This is a genomic window from Curtobacterium sp. SL109, from assembly GCF_026672405.1.
Lineage (GTDB): Bacteria > Actinomycetota > Actinomycetes > Actinomycetales > Microbacteriaceae > Curtobacterium.
Genome location: NZ_JAPPRB010000002.1, coordinates 1891222 through 1908919 on the forward strand (window position 1 = coordinate 1891222; position 17698 = coordinate 1908919).

7 protein-coding genes and 3 rRNA genes are annotated in these 17698 nt (G+C 67.2%); 9 read left to right on the top strand and 1 reads right to left on the bottom strand.

Annotation, left to right across the window (positions count from 1 at the left end; all coding sequences use genetic code 11):
• Positions 1-96 precede the first annotated feature (96 nt).
• From OVA28_RS10470 to OVA28_RS10510, 9 genes are all read left to right on the top strand, one after another.
• Positions 97-993 (top strand): AraC family transcriptional regulator, encoded by an 897-nt coding sequence (locus OVA28_RS10470; protein ID WP_268096888.1) that lies wholly within the window; start codon positions 97-99, stop codon positions 991-993.
• Between the two features lie 175 nt (positions 994-1168).
• A complete protein-coding gene (locus OVA28_RS10475) occupies positions 1169-2134 on the top strand; it encodes a C40 family peptidase (protein WP_268096889.1) in 966 nt (321 codons plus the stop codon).
• A gap of 100 nt (positions 2135-2234) precedes the next feature.
• The gene (rlmN, locus tag OVA28_RS10480) at positions 2235-3479 is read left to right on the top strand and encodes a 23S rRNA (adenine(2503)-C(2))-methyltransferase RlmN (RefSeq protein ID WP_194663143.1); all 1245 of its coding nucleotides are present in this window, start codon (positions 2235-2237) and stop codon (positions 3477-3479) included.
• A gap of 555 nt (positions 3480-4034) precedes the next feature.
• Positions 4035-5556 (top strand): 16S ribosomal RNA (locus OVA28_RS10485).
• Between the two features lie 473 nt (positions 5557-6029).
• Positions 6030-9157 (top strand): 23S ribosomal RNA (locus tag OVA28_RS10490).
• Between the two features lie 123 nt (positions 9158-9280).
• A 5S ribosomal RNA gene (gene rrf, locus OVA28_RS10495) occupies positions 9281-9397 on the top strand.
• Together the 16S, 23S and 5S rRNA genes form the textbook arrangement of a ribosomal RNA operon.
• A gap of 130 nt (positions 9398-9527) precedes the next feature.
• Positions 9528-10664, top strand: coding sequence for an ROK family transcriptional regulator (locus OVA28_RS10500; RefSeq protein WP_268096890.1), 1137 nt, complete (start codon positions 9528-9530; stop codon positions 10662-10664).
• A gap of 108 nt (positions 10665-10772) precedes the next feature.
• A complete protein-coding gene (locus OVA28_RS10505; protein WP_268096891.1) occupies positions 10773-12791 on the top strand; it encodes a beta-galactosidase in 2019 nt (672 codons plus the stop codon).
• Positions 12788-14953, top strand: a complete 2166-nt coding sequence (locus tag OVA28_RS10510) for an alpha-galactosidase (protein WP_268096892.1) — start codon at positions 12788-12790, stop codon at positions 14951-14953. Before OVA28_RS10505 ends, OVA28_RS10510 begins: the two co-directional genes overlap by 4 nt.
• Before the next feature lie 51 nt (positions 14954-15004).
• Here the strand turns inward: OVA28_RS10510 and OVA28_RS10515 are convergent, their stop codons facing one another.
• The gene (locus OVA28_RS10515) at positions 15005-17584 is read right to left on the bottom strand and encodes a glycoside hydrolase family 2 protein (protein ID WP_268096893.1); all 2580 of its coding nucleotides are present in this window, start codon (positions 17582-17584) and stop codon (positions 15005-15007) included.
• Positions 17585-17698 lie beyond the last annotated feature (114 nt).

Below are 17698 nucleotides of genomic sequence, written 5' to 3' on the forward strand. Positions count from 1 at the left end.
TCGTCGGCTTGCCCGGATCCGCGAGGTCCTTGCCCGATCCCGCACGACCCCGGCAGTGGTGCCGCCGCCCACGGCCGGGCGGGGTTGGATGGGCACATGGACGACGGCACCAGCGACCACCTCGACCGCGCGCTCGCGACCGCGCTCCGCCGTGTCGAGGACCGCCGCACCGTGCCGGAGCTCGGGCTCACGGTGTCCCGCGTGCACGACACCACCCCGCTCGGCTACCAGCGGTACACGCCGTCGCTCTCGGTGGTGCTGGCCGGTCGCAAGCGCTCGATCGTGTGGGACGACGACCAGGTCTGGGGCCGCGAGCACTTCATCATCACGCCCGTCGACCTGCCCGTCATCGCCGGGGTCGTCGAGACCGAGCCGGAGGTCGGCTTCGTGTCGGCCGTCTGGCAGCTCGACGCGTCCGTGGTGGCCGACGTCGCCGGTGCGATGGCCCGCCCGACCCCGTCCGACGCCGAGCCCGGCCGGCTCGGCACGTGGACGCCCGCACTGGCCGACGCCTTCGCCCGGCTCGTCGCGCTGATGGACACCCCCGAGGACGTCCCCGTGCTCGCACCGCTCGTCAGCCGGGAGGTCGTGCTCCGCCTCCTGCAGACCGACCAGGCGCCGCGGATCCTGGCCGCGATCGGCACCGGCGAGGCCGAGGTCGTCGTCGCCGCCACCCGCCTGCTCACCGAACGCACGGCCGAGCCGTGGTCGATGACGACGCTCGCCGACGCCGTCCGCACGAGCGAGTCCACGCTCTACGCCCGCTTCCGGAGCGCGACGGGGATGTCGCCGATGCAGTACCTCAAGCGGCTCCGCCTGGGGGAGGCCAAGCGTCGGATGGTCGTCCACGGCGACACCGCGGCGCAGGCCGCGTCCGCCGTCGGGTACCGCAGCGCGTCGCACTTCTCGCGGGACTACCGCGCCGCCTACGGGCGGCCGCCGGCCGAGGACGCAGCCGTCGCCCGCACCCACTTCGCGCTCGTCCCGGCCTGATCCCACCACGGACAGGAGGCTCACCCTGGCCTGGCAGGACACCTCCAGACCGCGGTGAGTCTGTGACGGGCCGCAGGAACTCCCCGCCGTTCCCCAGCCGGGATCAGGTTCGTGACCAATACGTTATCTTCCCGAGTCGCCGCACCAGACGGGCGGTTCTGATCCGGAAGGAACCATGGGACGCCACGCACTGCCAGCAGGTGACGACGACCGTCGACCCGCTCCCGTCCCCAGCTCCACCTCCAGCTCGAGCTCCACCACCGGCCCCGCGCGTCGCGGCCGTCGCTCCGCCGCCGGCACTGCCGCCACCCGGGCCGGCGTCGTCGAGCACGAGCAGCCGGCCCGCGTGGTCGCCGCTGCTCCGGCCCGCGTGGTCGCCCCCGCTCCGACACGCCTGGCACGGCCGCTCGTCGCTGCACCGCCTGCCGACGTGGCCTCCCGGACGGCCGGACTCCGTGCCGAGCGTGCCGTCGACCCGCGGCACGTCCGCCGTGCCGCCAACGCTCGCCGCGCCGCGCTCCTGCTCGCTCCGGCCCTGGCGATCACCTCGACCCTGTCGCTCTCGATCCCGGCGAACGCCGCGACGCCCGAGCCTGCACCGGTCCACGCGACGACGACGTCCGAGCAGCTGCAGACCTTCACGGTCGCCCACGACGTCGAGGTCCCGATCATCTCCTCGGACGGCATGACCACGACGTCGGTCGTGTCCTACCCCACCCTCGTGCTCCGCTTCGGCGTCACCACCGCCCAGGCGCAGGCAGCCCTGTCGGCAGCGCTGTCGCCCGGTGGCGACCGTGCCACGGTGCTGCAGACGGCGCTGGCCTACATGGGGGACCCGTACGTCGAGGGCGGTGCGAGCCACGCCGGCATCGACTGCTCCGGGCTGACGATGGTGGCGTACCAGGCCGTCGGCATCCCGCTCGCGCACTACGTCCCCACGCAGGACGCCGTCGCGACGACCGTCCCCGAGTCCGAGGCGAAGCCGGGCGACATGGTGGTCTACGACAACGAGGACCACGTCGGGCTGTACCTCGGCGACGGCCTCGTGCTGCAGGCCCCGCACCCCGGTGAGGTCGTGGACATCGTCCCGATGTACTCGGCCGCCCACCACTTCGCCCGGCTCCTGCCCGCCGGTTCCTGACGCCCCGCGTCGGACGCACCCGGCGTGCCCTGGACCCGAGGGTCCACCGGGGCGGCTGCCGCACTGCCGAGTGGGGCCGAGCCTCCCGTAAGCTGGAGTGATGGCCACCGAGATCCGCACCCCGTTCGAGGAGCAGAGCGCAGCAGCACGCTCCGCCCGACCGCAGGTGCGCCCTCGCACCGAGGGCTGGCAGCAGGCGACCGACGGCGACGGCCGGCCCCTGCTGCAGTTCGCGTCGCCGAAGCGCGGCAAGCCGCCGGTGCACCTCGCCGACATGACGACCGAGGAGCGCGAGGCCGCCGTGGTCGCGCTCGGTCTGCCGAAGTTCCGGGCCAAGCAGCTCGCGACCCACTACTTCACGCACTACACGTCCGACCCGGCGAAGATGACCGACCTGCCGGCGGCCCAGCGCGAGCAGCTCGTGCAGGGCATGCTGCCGCCGCTGCTCACCGAGACCCGGCGGCTGGCGACGGACAAGGGCGACACGATCAAGTTCCTCTGGAAGCTGCACGACGGTGCCCTGGTCGAGTCGGTGCTGATGCGCTACCCCGGCCGGATCACCCTGTGCGTGTCGTCCCAGGCCGGGTGCGGCATGAACTGCCCGTTCTGCGCCACGGGACAGGCCGGGCTGACGCGGAACATGTCCACGGCGGAGATCATCGAGCAGATCGTCCGGGCCAACGCGGCGATCGCCGCCGGGGAGCTCGGTGGTGACCCGCGCAAGGGCGGGCAGGACCGCGTCGACGCCGAGCGCGTGACGAACATCGTGTTCATGGGCATGGGGGAGCCGCTCGCGAACTACAAGCGGGTGATGGACGCCGTCCGCCTGATGGTGGCGCCGCAACCGAGCGGGCTCGGGATGAGCGCCCGAGGCATCACGGTGTCGACCGTCGGGCTGGTGCCCGCGATGCTCAAGCTCGCGGACGAGGGCATCCCGCTCACCTTCGCGCTGTCGCTGCACGCGCCCGACGACGAACTCCGTGACGAGCTCATCCCGGTGAACTCGAAGTGGAAGGCCGACGAGGCGATCGACGCCGCCCACAACTACTACGTCAAGACCGGTCGGCGGGTGTCGATCGAGTACGCGCTCATCAAGGACATGAACGACCACGCCTGGCGCGCCGACCTGCTGGCGGAGAAGCTCAACAAGCGCGGCAAGGGCTGGGTGCACGTGAACCCGATCCCGCTCAACCCGACCCCGGGCTCCGTGTGGACGTCGTCCGAGGTCCACGTGCAGGACGAGTTCGTCCGCCGACTCAACGCCGCCGGCATCCCGACCACCCTCCGCGACACCCGCGGCAAGGAGATCGACGGCGCCTGCGGGCAGTTGGCTGCGGCGGAGTAGCCGGCAGGAGTCGAGGTTCGTCCCTCGTCCTTCGTCTCAGGAGGCACGGTGCTCATCGGCACCGTGCCTTCGGTCGTCCCCGGGCCCGCGCGTGCTGTTCAACCCCCGGATCTCCGCTGGTGTCGCTGGGTCCTCCTGCCGTTCACCTGGGCGCGACACGCCCGGGTGCGAGGACGGTTGGCGGGGCCCTGGGGCCGTGTGTAAAGTAATCACTCGTTGCCGCTGATGCGGAGAACGGAACGGCCGAGACGGTCACAGGGTGAACACCCTGAGACGCAGTCCGGACGGGGTCCCGGTCAGGCAACCACCACCGATGTTCGTCATCGGTGGTCAACCAAGAACGAATGCCTCTCTGGCGGAATCCTTCACGGGTCGAGCGGGGAGTGCGTCTGGTCCTTGAGAACTCAACAGCGTGCACATTGTCAATGCCAATTTATTGACCTCGTCGCCGAGCTTGCTCGGTGTCGGAGACAATTCCTTTTGGATTGAAGATTGTCAGTAGACAGTCAACAGTCAGAATCAACTCGCTGACACTTCGGTGTTGGTTGTAATTTTTTTACGGAGAGTTTGATCCTGGCTCAGGACGAACGCTGGCGGCGTGCTTAACACATGCAAGTCGAACGATGATGCCCAGCTTGCTGGGTTGATTAGTGGCGAACGGGTGAGTAACACGTGAGTAACCTGCCCCTGACTCTGGGATAAGCGTTGGAAACGACGTCTAATACTGGATATGATCGCCGGCCGCATGGTCTGGTGGTGGAAAGATTTTTTGGTTGGGGATGGACTCGCGGCCTATCAGCTTGTTGGTGAGGTAATGGCTCACCAAGGCGACGACGGGTAGCCGGCCTGAGAGGGTGACCGGCCACACTGGGACTGAGACACGGCCCAGACTCCTACGGGAGGCAGCAGTGGGGAATATTGCACAATGGGCGAAAGCCTGATGCAGCAACGCCGCGTGAGGGATGACGGCCTTCGGGTTGTAAACCTCTTTTAGTAGGGAAGAAGCGAAAGTGACGGTACCTGCAGAAAAAGCACCGGCTAACTACGTGCCAGCAGCCGCGGTAATACGTAGGGTGCAAGCGTTGTCCGGAATTATTGGGCGTAAAGAGCTCGTAGGCGGTTTGTCGCGTCTGCTGTGAAATCCCGAGGCTCAACCTCGGGCTTGCAGTGGGTACGGGCAGACTAGAGTGCGGTAGGGGAGATTGGAATTCCTGGTGTAGCGGTGGAATGCGCAGATATCAGGAGGAACACCGATGGCGAAGGCAGATCTCTGGGCCGTAACTGACGCTGAGGAGCGAAAGCATGGGGAGCGAACAGGATTAGATACCCTGGTAGTCCATGCCGTAAACGTTGGGCGCTAGATGTAGGGACCTTTCCACGGTTTCTGTGTCGTAGCTAACGCATTAAGCGCCCCGCCTGGGGAGTACGGCCGCAAGGCTAAAACTCAAAGGAATTGACGGGGGCCCGCACAAGCGGCGGAGCATGCGGATTAATTCGATGCAACGCGAAGAACCTTACCAAGGCTTGACATACACCGGAAACGGCCAGAGATGGTCGCCCCCTTGTGGTCGGTGTACAGGTGGTGCATGGTTGTCGTCAGCTCGTGTCGTGAGATGTTGGGTTAAGTCCCGCAACGAGCGCAACCCTCGTTCTATGTTGCCAGCGGGTTATGCCGGGGACTCATAGGAGACTGCCGGGGTCAACTCGGAGGAAGGTGGGGATGACGTCAAATCATCATGCCCCTTATGTCTTGGGCTTCACGCATGCTACAATGGCCGGTACAAAGGGCTGCGATACCGTAAGGTGGAGCGAATCCCAAAAAGCCGGTCTCAGTTCGGATTGAGGTCTGCAACTCGACCTCATGAAGTCGGAGTCGCTAGTAATCGCAGATCAGCAACGCTGCGGTGAATACGTTCCCGGGCCTTGTACACACCGCCCGTCAAGTCATGAAAGTCGGTAACACCCGAAGCCGGTGGCCTAACCCTTGTGGAAGGAGCCGTCGAAGGTGGGATCGGTGATTAGGACTAAGTCGTAACAAGGTAGCCGTACCGGAAGGTGCGGCTGGATCACCTCCTTTCTAAGGAGCATCTGGTCAGTGCTGGTCACCGTATGGTGTCCGGTTCACTGGTCCAGGCGCCCGATTCGGACCGACCGTGTCCGACGGGTAGCTCATGGGTGGAACATTGACAGTGCAGTTGGGAGTGATGCTCCCGATCTTCAGTACACCGGGCTTGCCTGGTTGGAACGGGTCGGGGTGGAGCGAGCAGCTGGTGCACGTTGTTGGGTCCTGAGGGACCAGGCTTCCTACCGGGTGTGGGTCGCGTCTTCCGATTCGGGAGGTGTGGACCTACGGCACGGTGGGGGTTGGGCCTACGGGTCCTTCGTTGGGCCGCATGAAGCTGGAGGGTTACCTCTGGGGGAGTGTGGTGCCGATCGTATGTTGAGAACTACACAGTGGACGCGAGCATCTTTAGATTCGCGTGATGAGCAGCACGGGCCTTCTCGGTTCGTGTGTGGCTTGTGACGTTGGATCGCAATTTTAATCTTTGTGGTCAAGTTTCTAAGAGCAAACGGTGGATGCCTTGGCATCTGGAGCCGAAGAAGGACGTAGAAATCTGCGATAAGCCTCGGGGAGCTGATAATCGAGCTTTGATCCGAGGATTTCCGAATGGGGAAACCCCGCCAGGCGTTTTGCGACCTGGTGACTCCCGCCTGAATATATAGGGCGGGTAGAGGGAACGTGGGGAAGTGAAACATCTCAGTACCCACAGGAAGAGAAAACAACATGTGATTCCGTGAGTAGTGGCGAGCGAAAGCGGATGAGGCTAAACCGATCATGTGTGATAGCCGGCGGGCGTTGCATGGTCGGGGTTGTGGGACACGTCACTCAGTTCTGCCGGACTGGGACGGTTACAGCGCATCATAGTCGAACCGGTTTGAAAGCCGGGCCGTAGTGGGTGCCAGCCCCGTAGACGAAATGGTGTTATGGCCGGATGTGTATCCCAAGTAGCACGGGGCCCGAGAAATCCCGTGTGAATCTGTCAGGACCACCTGATAAGCCTAAATACTCCCAGATGACCGATAGCGGACAAGTACCGTGAGGGAAAGGTGAAAAGTACCCCGGGAGGGGAGTGAAATAGTACCTGAAACCGTTTGCTTACAAACCGTCGGAGCCTCCTTAGTAGGGGTGACGGCGTGCCTTTTGAAGAATGAGCCTGCGAGTTAGTGATATGTGGCGAGGTTAACCCGTGTGGGGCAGCCGTAGCGAAAGCGAGTCTGAATAGGGCGATTCAGTCGCATGTCCTAGACCCGAAGCGAAGTGATCTATCCATGGCCAGGTTGAAGCGACGGTAAGACGTCGTGGAGGACCGAACCCACTTCAGTTGAAAATGGAGGGGATGAGCTGTGGATAGGGGTGAAAGGCCAATCAAACTTCGTGATAGCTGGTTCTCTCCGAAATGCATTTAGGTGCAGCGTTGCGTGTTTCTCGCCGGAGGTAGAGCTACTGGATGGCCGATGGGCCTCAACAGGTTACTGACGTCAGCCAAACTCCGAATGCCGGTGAGTGAGAGCGCAGCAGTGAGACGGTGGGGGATAAGCTTCATCGTCGAGAGGGAAACAACCCAGACTACCAACTAAGGTCCCTAAGCGTGTGCTAAGTGGGAAAGGATGTGGAGTTGCACAGACAACCAGGAGGTTGGCTTAGAAGCAGCCACCCTTGAAAGAGTGCGTAATAGCTCACTGGTCAAGTGATTCCGCGCCGACAATGTAACGGGGCTCAAGCACACCACCGAAGTTGTAGATTTCGCACTATAGACAAGCCTTCGTGGTTCAGTCGTGCGGAGTGGTAGGAGAGCGTCGTGTGGCGAGTGAAGCGGCGGAGTGATCCAGCCGTGGACGCTACACGAGTGAGAATGCAGGCATGAGTAGCGAAAGACGGGTGAGAAACCCGTCCTCCGAAAGACCAAGGGTTCCAGGGCCAGGTTAATCCGCCCTGGGTAAGTCGGGACCTAAGGCGAGGCCGACAGGCGTAGTCGATGGACAACGGGTTGATATTCCCGTACCGGCGAACAACCGCCCAAGCTAATCCAGTGGTGCTAAGAGTCCTAACCCGGATCAACCGGATCCCTTCGGGGTGATGGTGGCCGGTCTAACGCTCGACCCCATGCTGGTGCGGTTAGCGTATGAACAGGTGTGACGCAGGAAGGTAGCTGAGCCAGGCGATGGTATCCGTAAGGTGATCCTGGTGTAAGGATGTAGGGCTGACGATAGGCAAATCCGTCGTCTGTATGCCTGAGATCCGACGCGTACCCGTGAGGGGAAATCAGTGATCCTATGCTGCCGAGAAAAGCATCGACGCGAGGTTGCAGCCGCCCGTACCCGAAACCGACTCAGGTGGTCAGGTAGAGAATACCAAGGAGATCGAGATAATCATGGTTAAGGAACTCGGCAAAATGCCCCCGTAACTTCGGGAGAAGGGGGGCCGGACGCGTGACCGGATTTACTCCGTGAGCGTTGAAGGCCGCAGAGACCAGTGGGAAGCGACTGTTTACTAAAAACACAGGTCCGTGCGAAGTCGCAAGACGATGTATACGGACTGACGCCTGCCCGGTGCTGGAAGGTTAAGAGGAGGGGTTAGCCTTTGGGCGAAGCTCTGAATTTAAGCCCCAGTAAACGGCGGTGGTAACTATAACCATCCTAAGGTAGCGAAATTCCTTGTCGGGTAAGTTCCGACCTGCACGAATGGCGTAACGACTTCCCAGCTGTCTCAACCGTGAACTCGGCGAAATTGCACTACGAGTAAAGATGCTCGTTACGCGCAGCAGGACGGAAAGACCCCGTGACCTTTACTACAGTTTGGTATTGGTGTTCGGAGTGGCTTGTGTAGGATAGGTGGGAGACTGTGAAGCGGGCACGCTAGTGTTCGTGGAGTCATTGTTGAAATACCACTCTGGTCACTTTGGATGTCTAACGTAGGACCCTGATCGGGTTCATGGACAGTGCCTGATGGGTAGTTTAACTGGGGCGGTTGCCTCCTAAAGAGTAACGGAGGCGCCCAAAGGTTCCCTCAACCTGGTTGGCAATCAGGTGGCGAGTGTAAGTGCACAAGGGAGCTTGACTGTGAGACTGACAGGTCGAGCAGGGACGAAAGTCGGGACTAGTGATCCGGCAGTGGCTTGTGGAAGCGCTGTCGCTCAACGGATAAAAGGTACCTCGGGGATAACAGGCTGATCTTGCCCAAGAGTCCATATCGACGGCATGGTTTGGCACCTCGATGTCGGCTCGTCGCATCCTGGGGCTGGAGTAGGTCCCAAGGGTTGGGCTGTTCGCCCATTAAAGCGGTACGCGAGCTGGGTTTAGAACGTCGTGAGACAGTTCGGTCCCTATCCGCTGCGCGCGTTGGAAATTTGAGAAGATCTATCCCTAGTACGAGAGGACCGGGATGGACGAACCTCTGGTGTGTCAGTTGTTCTGCCAAGGGCACCGCTGATTAGCTACGTTCGGACCGGATAACCGCTGAAAGCATCTAAGCGGGAAGCCGTCTTCGAGATGAGATTTCCATGCACCTTGAGTGTGAGAGGCTCCCAGCAGACTACTGGGTTGATAGGCCGGATGTGGAAGCGGGGACTAACGACCCGTGGAGCTGACCGGTACTAATAAGCCGAAGACTTGACACCAACTATTTCCCCACTTCGGTGGGGGCTCGCGTCCACTTTGTGGTTCCCGACAGATGATCGGGAATCAAACTGAATACACCGCTACGGCGGAGCAGTCTGAGACCAGGATCTGGTCGATGGTGTTCCGGTGGTCATAGCGAGAGGGAAACGCCCGGTCACATTCCGAACCCGGAAGCTAAGCCTCTCAGCGCCGATGGTACTGCAAGGGGGACCTTGTGGGAGAGTAGGACGCCGCCGGACTTCTTCTGCAACACCAGGGAACCCCTGACCATTCGTGGTCAGGGGTTTTCTGCGTTCGGCGGGGCCGTTGTGCTCTCGGGAACGACGGTGAGCGTCGCCGGCATTAGGATCAGCCGACGACGGAGGAACGATGACGAATGCGTGGCCGGTCCTGCCGGACGGATCCCGGTTGGCCCTGCGGGAGATCCTCATCCACGGGGAACTGTCACGGGCGGAGATCGCTCGGTCGCTCGGGCTCTCGCGTGCCAGCCTCACCCGGGCGATGCGCATCCTCGTGGGGCACGGGCTCGTCGTCGAAGTCGGGACGGATGTCCGAGGAGCCACTGGTCGGCCGTCGGAGCTCCTGCACCCGAGCTCGGGGCAGTGGGAGTTCCTCGGGATCAAGCTCACGAAGGACCGGCTCTACGCAGCCGTCACCGACCTCGGCGGACGTGTCCTCGCCCTGCACGAGGAGTCGATGCCGACGACCCGCGCCGAGGACGTCGCCGAGCAGATCCGCGCGGTCGAGGAGCGGCTCCGGACGGCGCATCCCGCGATGTGTGCGATCGGGGTGTCCCTGCCCGGGGACGTCCGCACGGTCGGGGGCGAGGCCGTCGTCGCGCACTCGCTGTTCCTCGGGTGGACGGACGTGCCGTTCGCGCGGATGGTGACGGAACGGACGGGCCTGGCGGCGTTCACGGCGAACGACGTACACGCGCTCACGGCGAAGGAGCACTGGTTCGGCGCGGGCGCGGCGACGGGTGGGCGGTCGATGGCGCTCGTCACGGTCGGGGAAGGCCTTGGACTCGGACTCATCGCCAACGGGCAGGTGTCGACGGGGGAGCACGGTCGCCTCGGGCGGATCGGACACCTGCCGGTGCTGGGCGGTGGTCCCGACTGTGGGCTCGGGCACCTCGGATGTGCGTCGAGCTACCTCCCGAGCCCGGTGATCGTGCGGAACTCCGGGCACACGGATGCCACCTACGACGAGGTCGTCGAACGTGCGCGGTCCGGTGACGAGCGAGCCCTCGCGGCCTTCGCGGATGCCGGCCGCGCGCTCGGCGTGGTCCTGGCGACGGTGGTGCACATCGCCGACCCCTCGACACTCGTGCTCACCGGCGACGGACTGCCCGTGTACGACATCGCTCGATCCGCGGTGGACGAGGCGCTGCGCGGGGCGCTCGAGCCGTACACGGAGCCGGTGACGGTCGAGGTGCAGCCCTTCGAGTTCTCCGAGTGGGCCCGGGCGGGAGCGGTGCTCGCGATTCGCCGGCTGCTCGCCGAGTGACGATCCACATGACACGAGCAGCAGAGCCTCCAGCGCGTTAGTTACGCACGTTGACAAAGGCGCACCAGCACGGGAGGCTGGAACGGACCCACCATCGAAGGAGATGCCGTGTCCGAAGCCCCATCCGTCCCCTGGCCGACCGACGGTCTGTCGTTCGGCGGCGACTACAGTCCCGAGCAGTGGCCACGTGAGGTCTGGGACGAGGACGTCCGGCTGATGAGCGAGGCCGGGGTCAACCTCGTGACGGTCGGGGTGTTCTCGTGGGGACTCCTCGAGCGGGCACCGGGGGAGTACACGTGGGCATGGCTGGACGACGTCCTCGACCTCCTGCACGCCAACGGGATCGCGGTCGACCTCGCGACGCCGACGGCTGCACCGCCGAGCTGGCTCCTCGCGGCGCATCCCGAGGTGCTGCCCGTGGACCGCGACGACGTCGTCCGCCGTCCGGGCGAGCGGCTCGGCTGGTGCCCGGACTCCCCGGTCTTCCGCGAGCACGCACACCGCATCGTCGACGCCGTGGCCGAGCGGTACGGGCAGCACCCCGCCGTGCGGCTGTGGCACGTCAGCAACGAGCTGGGCGGTGGCAACGCCCGGTGTGCCTGCGACGCGTCGACGGCAGCCTTCCGCCGGTGGCTCCGGGAGCGGTACGCCGACGTCGACGCCGTGAACGCCGCGTGGGGAACGGCCTTCTGGGGGCACACGTACACGGACTTCGAGGAGATCGGGCTGCCACACGGCGGGCACAACCTGGCCCCGAACCCGGGGCTGTTCCTCGACGCCGAACGGTTCTCGTCGGACTCGCTCCTCGCGCACTTCACCATGGAGAAGACGACGATCGAACGCCACTCGAGCGTCCCCGTGACGACGAACTTCATGGTCGGCGCCGGGTCACAGACGGTCGACTACGCCGAGTGGGCGAAGCACGTGGCGATCCCCGCGAACGACCACTACACGCTCGTCGACGACCCCCGCCGCGAGCAGGACCTCGCCGCGTCCGCCGACCGGATGCGCGGGATCACGACCGACCGCACGCCGTGGCTGCTCATGGAACACTCCACTGGCAGCCCGAGCTGGCAGCAGCGGAACCGGGCGAAGGAGCCGGGCGAGATCCTCCGGAACTCGCTCGCGCACGTCGCTCGCGGGTCCGACGGAGCCCTGTTCTTCCAGTGGCGTGCCTCCACCGCCGGGGCTGAGCAGTTCCACTCCGCGATGCTCCCGCACGCCGGCACCGCGACCCGCATCTGGCGCGAGGTCACGGCCCTCGGGCGTGCGCTCCGCGCCCTCGCGCCGGTCCAGGGCAGCACCGTGGAGCCGGCCCGGGTGGCGATCGTCGTGGACGAGCCGTCCGGGTGGGCGATGCAGTCCGGGCTGAAGCCGCATCGAGGCCTGCGGGCATCGCGGGAAGTCCGCGCCTGGCACCGGGCGTTCTTCGACCGACAGGTGCTGACGGACGTGGTCCCGCTCGAGGCCGACCTGACCGGGTACGACGTGGTGGTGCTGCCGACGCTGCTGATCGTCGACGACGCCGCTGCGGCCCGGGTCGCGGACCTCGCTGAGCGCGGCGTGACCCTCGTCGTCACGTACCTCTCGGGCGTGGCCGACGAGCACGCCCGGATCCGGACGGGGGGCTACCCCGGGGCGTTCCGCGACCTGCTCGGCGCGTGGTCGGAGGAGTTCACGCCGCTGCAGCCCGACGAACGCTGGACCCTCGACGACGGCGAGGTCGTCACCGACTGGGCCGAGGCCGTCGTCACCGAGGACGCCGACGTGGTCCTCTGCTACGCGGACGGCCCGCTCACCGGACGCCCCGCAGTCACTCGCCGGGACGTCGGCGGCGGTGCCTGGTACGTCTCCGCCGCCCTCGCGGACGGCAGCATCCAGCGGGTGGTGGACCAGGTGGTGGCGGAGCGGGCGGTCCCGCGGACCGTCACCGGGCCTCCCGGACTGGAGGCGGTGCGTCGCGTCGGACGCGACGGTTCCGCGTTCCTGTTCCTCGTCAACCACCTGGCCGAGCCCGTCACGGTGCGCGCGTCCGGCGTGGACCTGCTCGACGGTTCCGGCCACGGGCCGGAGACCGTGGTGCCGGCAGGCCGCGTCCGCGTGCTCCGCGAGGAGCGGGACGCGTGACCGTCGTCGACCAGGACGCCGCACGGACACGACCGTCCGACCAGGCCCGGCAGGCACACGTGCTCCGCGCCGCCGGGGTGTCGCTCGTGCTCGTGACGGCGCCGGACGGTCTGCCGGAGGTGCTGCACTGGGGCCGCGACGTCGGACCGGTCGGGACGATCGACACGGACGAGCTCCTGCTGGCGGTGGGGCGACCCGTCTCACCGAGTGCCTTCGACGCGCCCTGGCCACTGACGGTCCTGCCGACGGAACGGGACGGCTGGGAAGGGCGACCGGGGATCGCCGGACACGTCGACGGGCTGCCGCTCGTCCCGCGGTGGCAGGACGTCGTCGTGGTGTCGGACGAGGGGCTCGTCACGGTGACCGCGGCCTCCGCCGAACTGCGGCTGCGGAGCGAGTTCGCGCTCGACTCCGCGGGGGTCCTGCGGGTCCGACATGCCGTGACGAACCACGGTGCGGCGGTGGTGCACCTCCAGGCGCTCGAGGCGGTGCTGCCCGTCGGGGAACGGGCGGGAGAGGTCCTCGACCTGGCGGGGCGCTGGACGCGGGAACGCACCCCGCAGCGGCGGACCCTGACACATGGCAGCCACGCGCGCGAGAGCCGCCGAGGGCGCACGGGCCACGACGCGCCGACGCTGCTGGTGCTCGGGACGCCCGGGTTCTCGGACGACGCGGGGGAGGTCTGGGCCGTGCACCTGGCGTGGAGCGCGGACTCCGTGCACCGCCACGACGTGCTCGCCGAGGCGCGGCCACTGCTCGGAGCCGGGGAACTGCTCCGCGCGGGCGAGGTCGTGCTCGGGGAGGACGACACGTTCACGACCCCGGACGCCGTGTTCGTGTGGAGCGACGAGGGACTCGACGGCATGTCGGACCGGCTCCACGGCTCGATCCGCGCGCGGCCCGGGCACCCGCGACGCCCGCGGCCCGTCGTGCTGAACACGTGGGAGGCGGTGTACTACCAGCAGGACCTCGCTCCGCTGGTGGCCCTGGCCGAGACGGCCGCGGACATCGGCGTCGAGCGGTTCGTGCTCGACGACGGCTGGTTCCTCGGACGCCGGTCGGACACCACGTCGCTCGGCGACTGGCAGGTCGACCCGGCCGTCTGGCCCGACGGGCTCCGCCCCCTGGTCGACCGGGTGCGGGAGCTCGGGATGGAGTTCGGGCTGTGGTTCGAGCCGGAGATGGTGAGCCCCGCGTCGGAGCTCGCCGCCGCGCACCCGGAGTGGCTCCTGCAGCGACCCGACGACGACGTGCGGACGTGGCGGAACCAGCACGTGCTCGACCTGGCGAACCCGGCAGCCCGCGCCTTCGTGCTCGAGAGCATGTCGGCGGTCATCGGTGGGCACCACGTGGAGTTCGTCAAGTGGGACGCGAACCGCGATGTCGTCCACGCGGTGCACGCAGGACGTGCAGGCATCGACGCACACACCCGGGGCGTGTACACGCTCATGGACGACCTCCGCCGACGCCACCCGTGGCTCGAGATCGAGTCGTGTGCGAGCGGCGGAGCCCGGGTTGACCTCGGCGCCCTCGAGCACACCGACCGCGTGTGGCCGTCCGACACGAACGACGCGGTGGAGCGGCTGGCCATCCAGCGGTGGACCGAGGCGCTCCTGCCGCTCGAGCTCATCGGCAGCCACGTCGGCCCCGAGGTGTCGCACACGACCGGTCGGCACCTCGACCTGGACTTCCGGATGGCGGTGTCGCTGTTCGGCTCCGCGGGCATCGAGACGGACGTCACGCGGCTGGCCCCGGCGGAGCTGGACCGGCTCCGCGCGTGGACGGCGCTGTACCGACGGTCACGGGCGCTGCTGCACACCGGACGGCTGCGGCACCTCGACCTCGGGGACCCCGGGCTCGACGCGACCTCCGTGGTGGCGGTCGACCGGTCGCGGGCGCTCGTCCGCGTGGCCCGGACCGTGACCGGCCCACAGTCGCTCGCGGTGCCGGTCCGGCTGCGGGGTCTCGACCGGTCGCGGCGCTACCGGGTGGCCCCGGCGACGGGCATCGGCGTGCCGCGCGGACTCGACATGGTGCCGCCGCCGTGGCTCGGTCGCGGGTGGGTGGAGCTGTCGGGGGCGGTGCTCGAGGACGTCGGGGTGCGGCTGCCGATGCTCGCGCCGGCGACGGCGATCGTGCTGGAGTGCGTGGCGCTCGACTGAGCGCTGCCCGCTCCGCCCGGCCAGGTCGGCCGGGCGGAGCGGGCGCGTGGGTCAACGCAGCAGGGACCCCGCGTGCCGGAGGACCTCGCGCGTCGTGAGCGCCCCGGTGTCGATCCCGGGGGCCGCCGTCACGGTGAACGTCACGGATTCGCCCGGCAGCAGCGACACCAGCCCGTCGTCCACGCGGGCCGCAGCGTCGACGCGGTCCGGGAGCAGCGACACGTCCCGCGCGTACGACGTCGCGGTGACCGTCACCCGGGCGCCGTCCGTCGTCGGCTCCACCGCGGTGGTGAACGGTGCCGACTCGAGGGCCTGGTCGATCACCTCGGCGAAGTCGTACACGGTCCGGCCGAGTGTCCCGGTGACGACGAGCACCTCCGACGCCGGGTCCCCGGGGACCGCCAGCGACGCCGGCAGGGCCACACGAGCGGCATCGGCGGCCCCGACGGTGACCGGGAAGGACCCCGACGCGAGCACGGTGCCGTCGAACGACATCCGGGCGACCTCGACCTGGCCCTCGACCGCGGCGCCGGACGCGTTGACGACCACGACGTCGAGCACCGACGACGCGGAGGCCCCGGGCTGCACTGTCACGAGCACGGGCTGGTACGCCTGTCGCACGGCGTACCAGACGGGCTTCCGGATGCCGGCGTGGTCGACGAGCGCCCACGAGACGACGGGCCAGTCGTCGTTGAGCTGCCAGACGACCATCCCGGTGTTGTCGGGGGTGCGCGACCGGAACCACTCCATGCCGAACCGGATCGCGTGCGCCTGGTTCAGCTGCGCGGCGAAGTGCCAGTCCTCGATGGAGGTCGGCTCGGGCAGGTGCCCCCGCATGCCGTCCGCGAGCTTCCGGTTGCCCTGGTCGGCCTTCTGGTGCACCAGCATCTCGTGGCCGTCGGGGTCGAGCGGCTCGTCGTGCACGACCGCCGTCAACGTGGACCACGCCGGCGGTCCCTGGAACCCGAACTCCGCCACGAAGCGCGGCTGCCAGTCGGCGTAGGCGCGGTAGTCCAGGCGGTTCCAGACGTCCCAGATGTGGACGCTGCCGTTCCGCTCGTCGTTCGGCGTCAGGTACTCGTCGAACGAGAACGGACTGCCCGGCGTGTACGGACGCGTCGGGTCGAGCTCGGCGACGACCGCCGGGAACAGGTCCCGGTAGTAGCCGTTGCCCCAGGTCCGACCGACGAGCGAGGCGCGCCACCCCCACTCCGCGTAGGCGACGAGGTTCTCGTTGTTGCCGTTCCAGACCACGAGGGACGGGTGCGGGCTGAGGCGGGTGACGGCCTCGCGGACCTCGGGCTCGACCTCGTCCCGGAGCCGCGGCTCCTCGGCGTACGCGGCGCACGCGAAGAGGAAGTCCTGCCAGACGAGGACCCCGAGCTCGTCGCACCGGTCGTACAGGTCGTCGGACTCGTAGATCCCGCCGCCCCACACCCGGAGCAGGTTCATGTTCGCGTCGATCGCGTCCTGGATCCGGTCCGCGTACCGCTCGGGCGTCATCTCGGTCAGGTAGGCGTGGTCGGGGATCCAGTTGGCGCCGCGCACCATCACCGGTCGGTCGTTCACGCGCAGCAGGAACGGTGCCCCGCCCGCGTCCGCCGCGGTGTCGAGGGTGACGGTCCGGAAGCCGACCCGGCCGGTCCAGACGTCGTCGCCGACCTCGACGCGGACGTCGTACAGGGGCTGGTCGCCCTCGCCGCGCGGCCACCAGACGGCGACCTCCGGCACGACGAGCCGGACGGTGGCCGACCCGTCCGCGACGCGGCGCGATCCGACCGCGGTGGTGCCACCGACCACACTGACGCCGACCGCTCCGGCTCCGACGGGAGGCTCGGTGCCGGTGACCGCGGACGCTGCGGACGCGCGGTGCGGGGCCAGGGTGACCCGGGCCTCCAGTCCGGCGGTGTCGGCACCGCCTGCTGCGGTGACGGGCGCGCTGCCGATGGCCTGCGTGAAGCGGCTGCCGGACCCGGCGAGCTCGACGTCCACGTGTGCGGTGAGCACGCCGTCGGTGCCGTCGATGTCCACGAGCGGCCGGACGGACGCGATCCGGGCGCCGCTCCAGGACTCGATGCCGATCGACTTCCAGATGCCGCTCGTCGCGACGTCGATGCCCCAGTCCCAGCCGAAGTTCGACGCGTTCTTGCGGAGTGCGTTGTACGGGTGGTGGTTGACGTGGGGGAGCTCGCCGCCGTGCAGCTCGGACAGCCGCTCGGCCGCGGGGACCGGGGCGTCGAAGGTCACGACGAGTTCGTTGGTGCCCTCCCGGAGCAGGTGCCCGACGGGGAAGCGGTACGACCGGTGCTGGTTGGCCGTGGTCGCGACGACGATGCCGTTGAGCTCGATCGTGGCGAGGGTGTCGAGGCCGTCCGCGACCAGGTCGTGGCGCTCGGCGGCCGGGGCGTGCCAGTCGAAAGTGCGACGCCAGCGCCAGACGGTGTCGCCGATCCACTGAGTCGCGGCCTCGTTGTCGCCGTCGAACGGGTCCGGGATCAACCCGGCCCGCAGCAGGTCGGTGTGGACCACGCCGGGGACCACCGCCTCGATCGGGGTCGTGGCAGCGTCGGCTGCTGCCGGACCGCGCACCGCCTCGACCGTCCACGTGCCGTCGAGTGTCGTCCGCTCCATTGCGTCTCCTCAGGGTTCCCAGGGTCACACGATGCCACCCCTTGACCGACTTAGTTTATGCGTGTAACAATCACGCTCACAACGTGGACCTGCGATGACGCAGACCGAGAGGAC

What these genes read in the sequence shown, in the direction of transcription:
- OVA28_RS10470 (WP_268096888.1), top strand. Translation starts at nt 97, where the DNA reads ATGGACGACGGCACCAGCGACCACCTCGACCGCGCGCTCGCGACCGCG.
- OVA28_RS10500 (WP_268096890.1), top strand. Translation starts at nt 9,528, where the DNA reads ATGACGAATGCGTGGCCGGTCCTGCCGGACGGATCCCGGTTGGCCCTG.
- rlmN (WP_194663143.1), top strand. Translation starts at nt 2,235, where the DNA reads ATGGCCACCGAGATCCGCACCCCGTTCGAGGAGCAGAGCGCAGCAGCA.
- OVA28_RS10475 (WP_268096889.1), top strand. Translation starts at nt 1,169, where the DNA reads ATGGGACGCCACGCACTGCCAGCAGGTGACGACGACCGTCGACCCGCT.
- OVA28_RS10515 (WP_268096893.1), bottom strand. Translation starts at nt 17,584, where the DNA reads ATGGAGCGGACGACACTCGACGGCACGTGGACGGTCGAGGCGGTGCGC.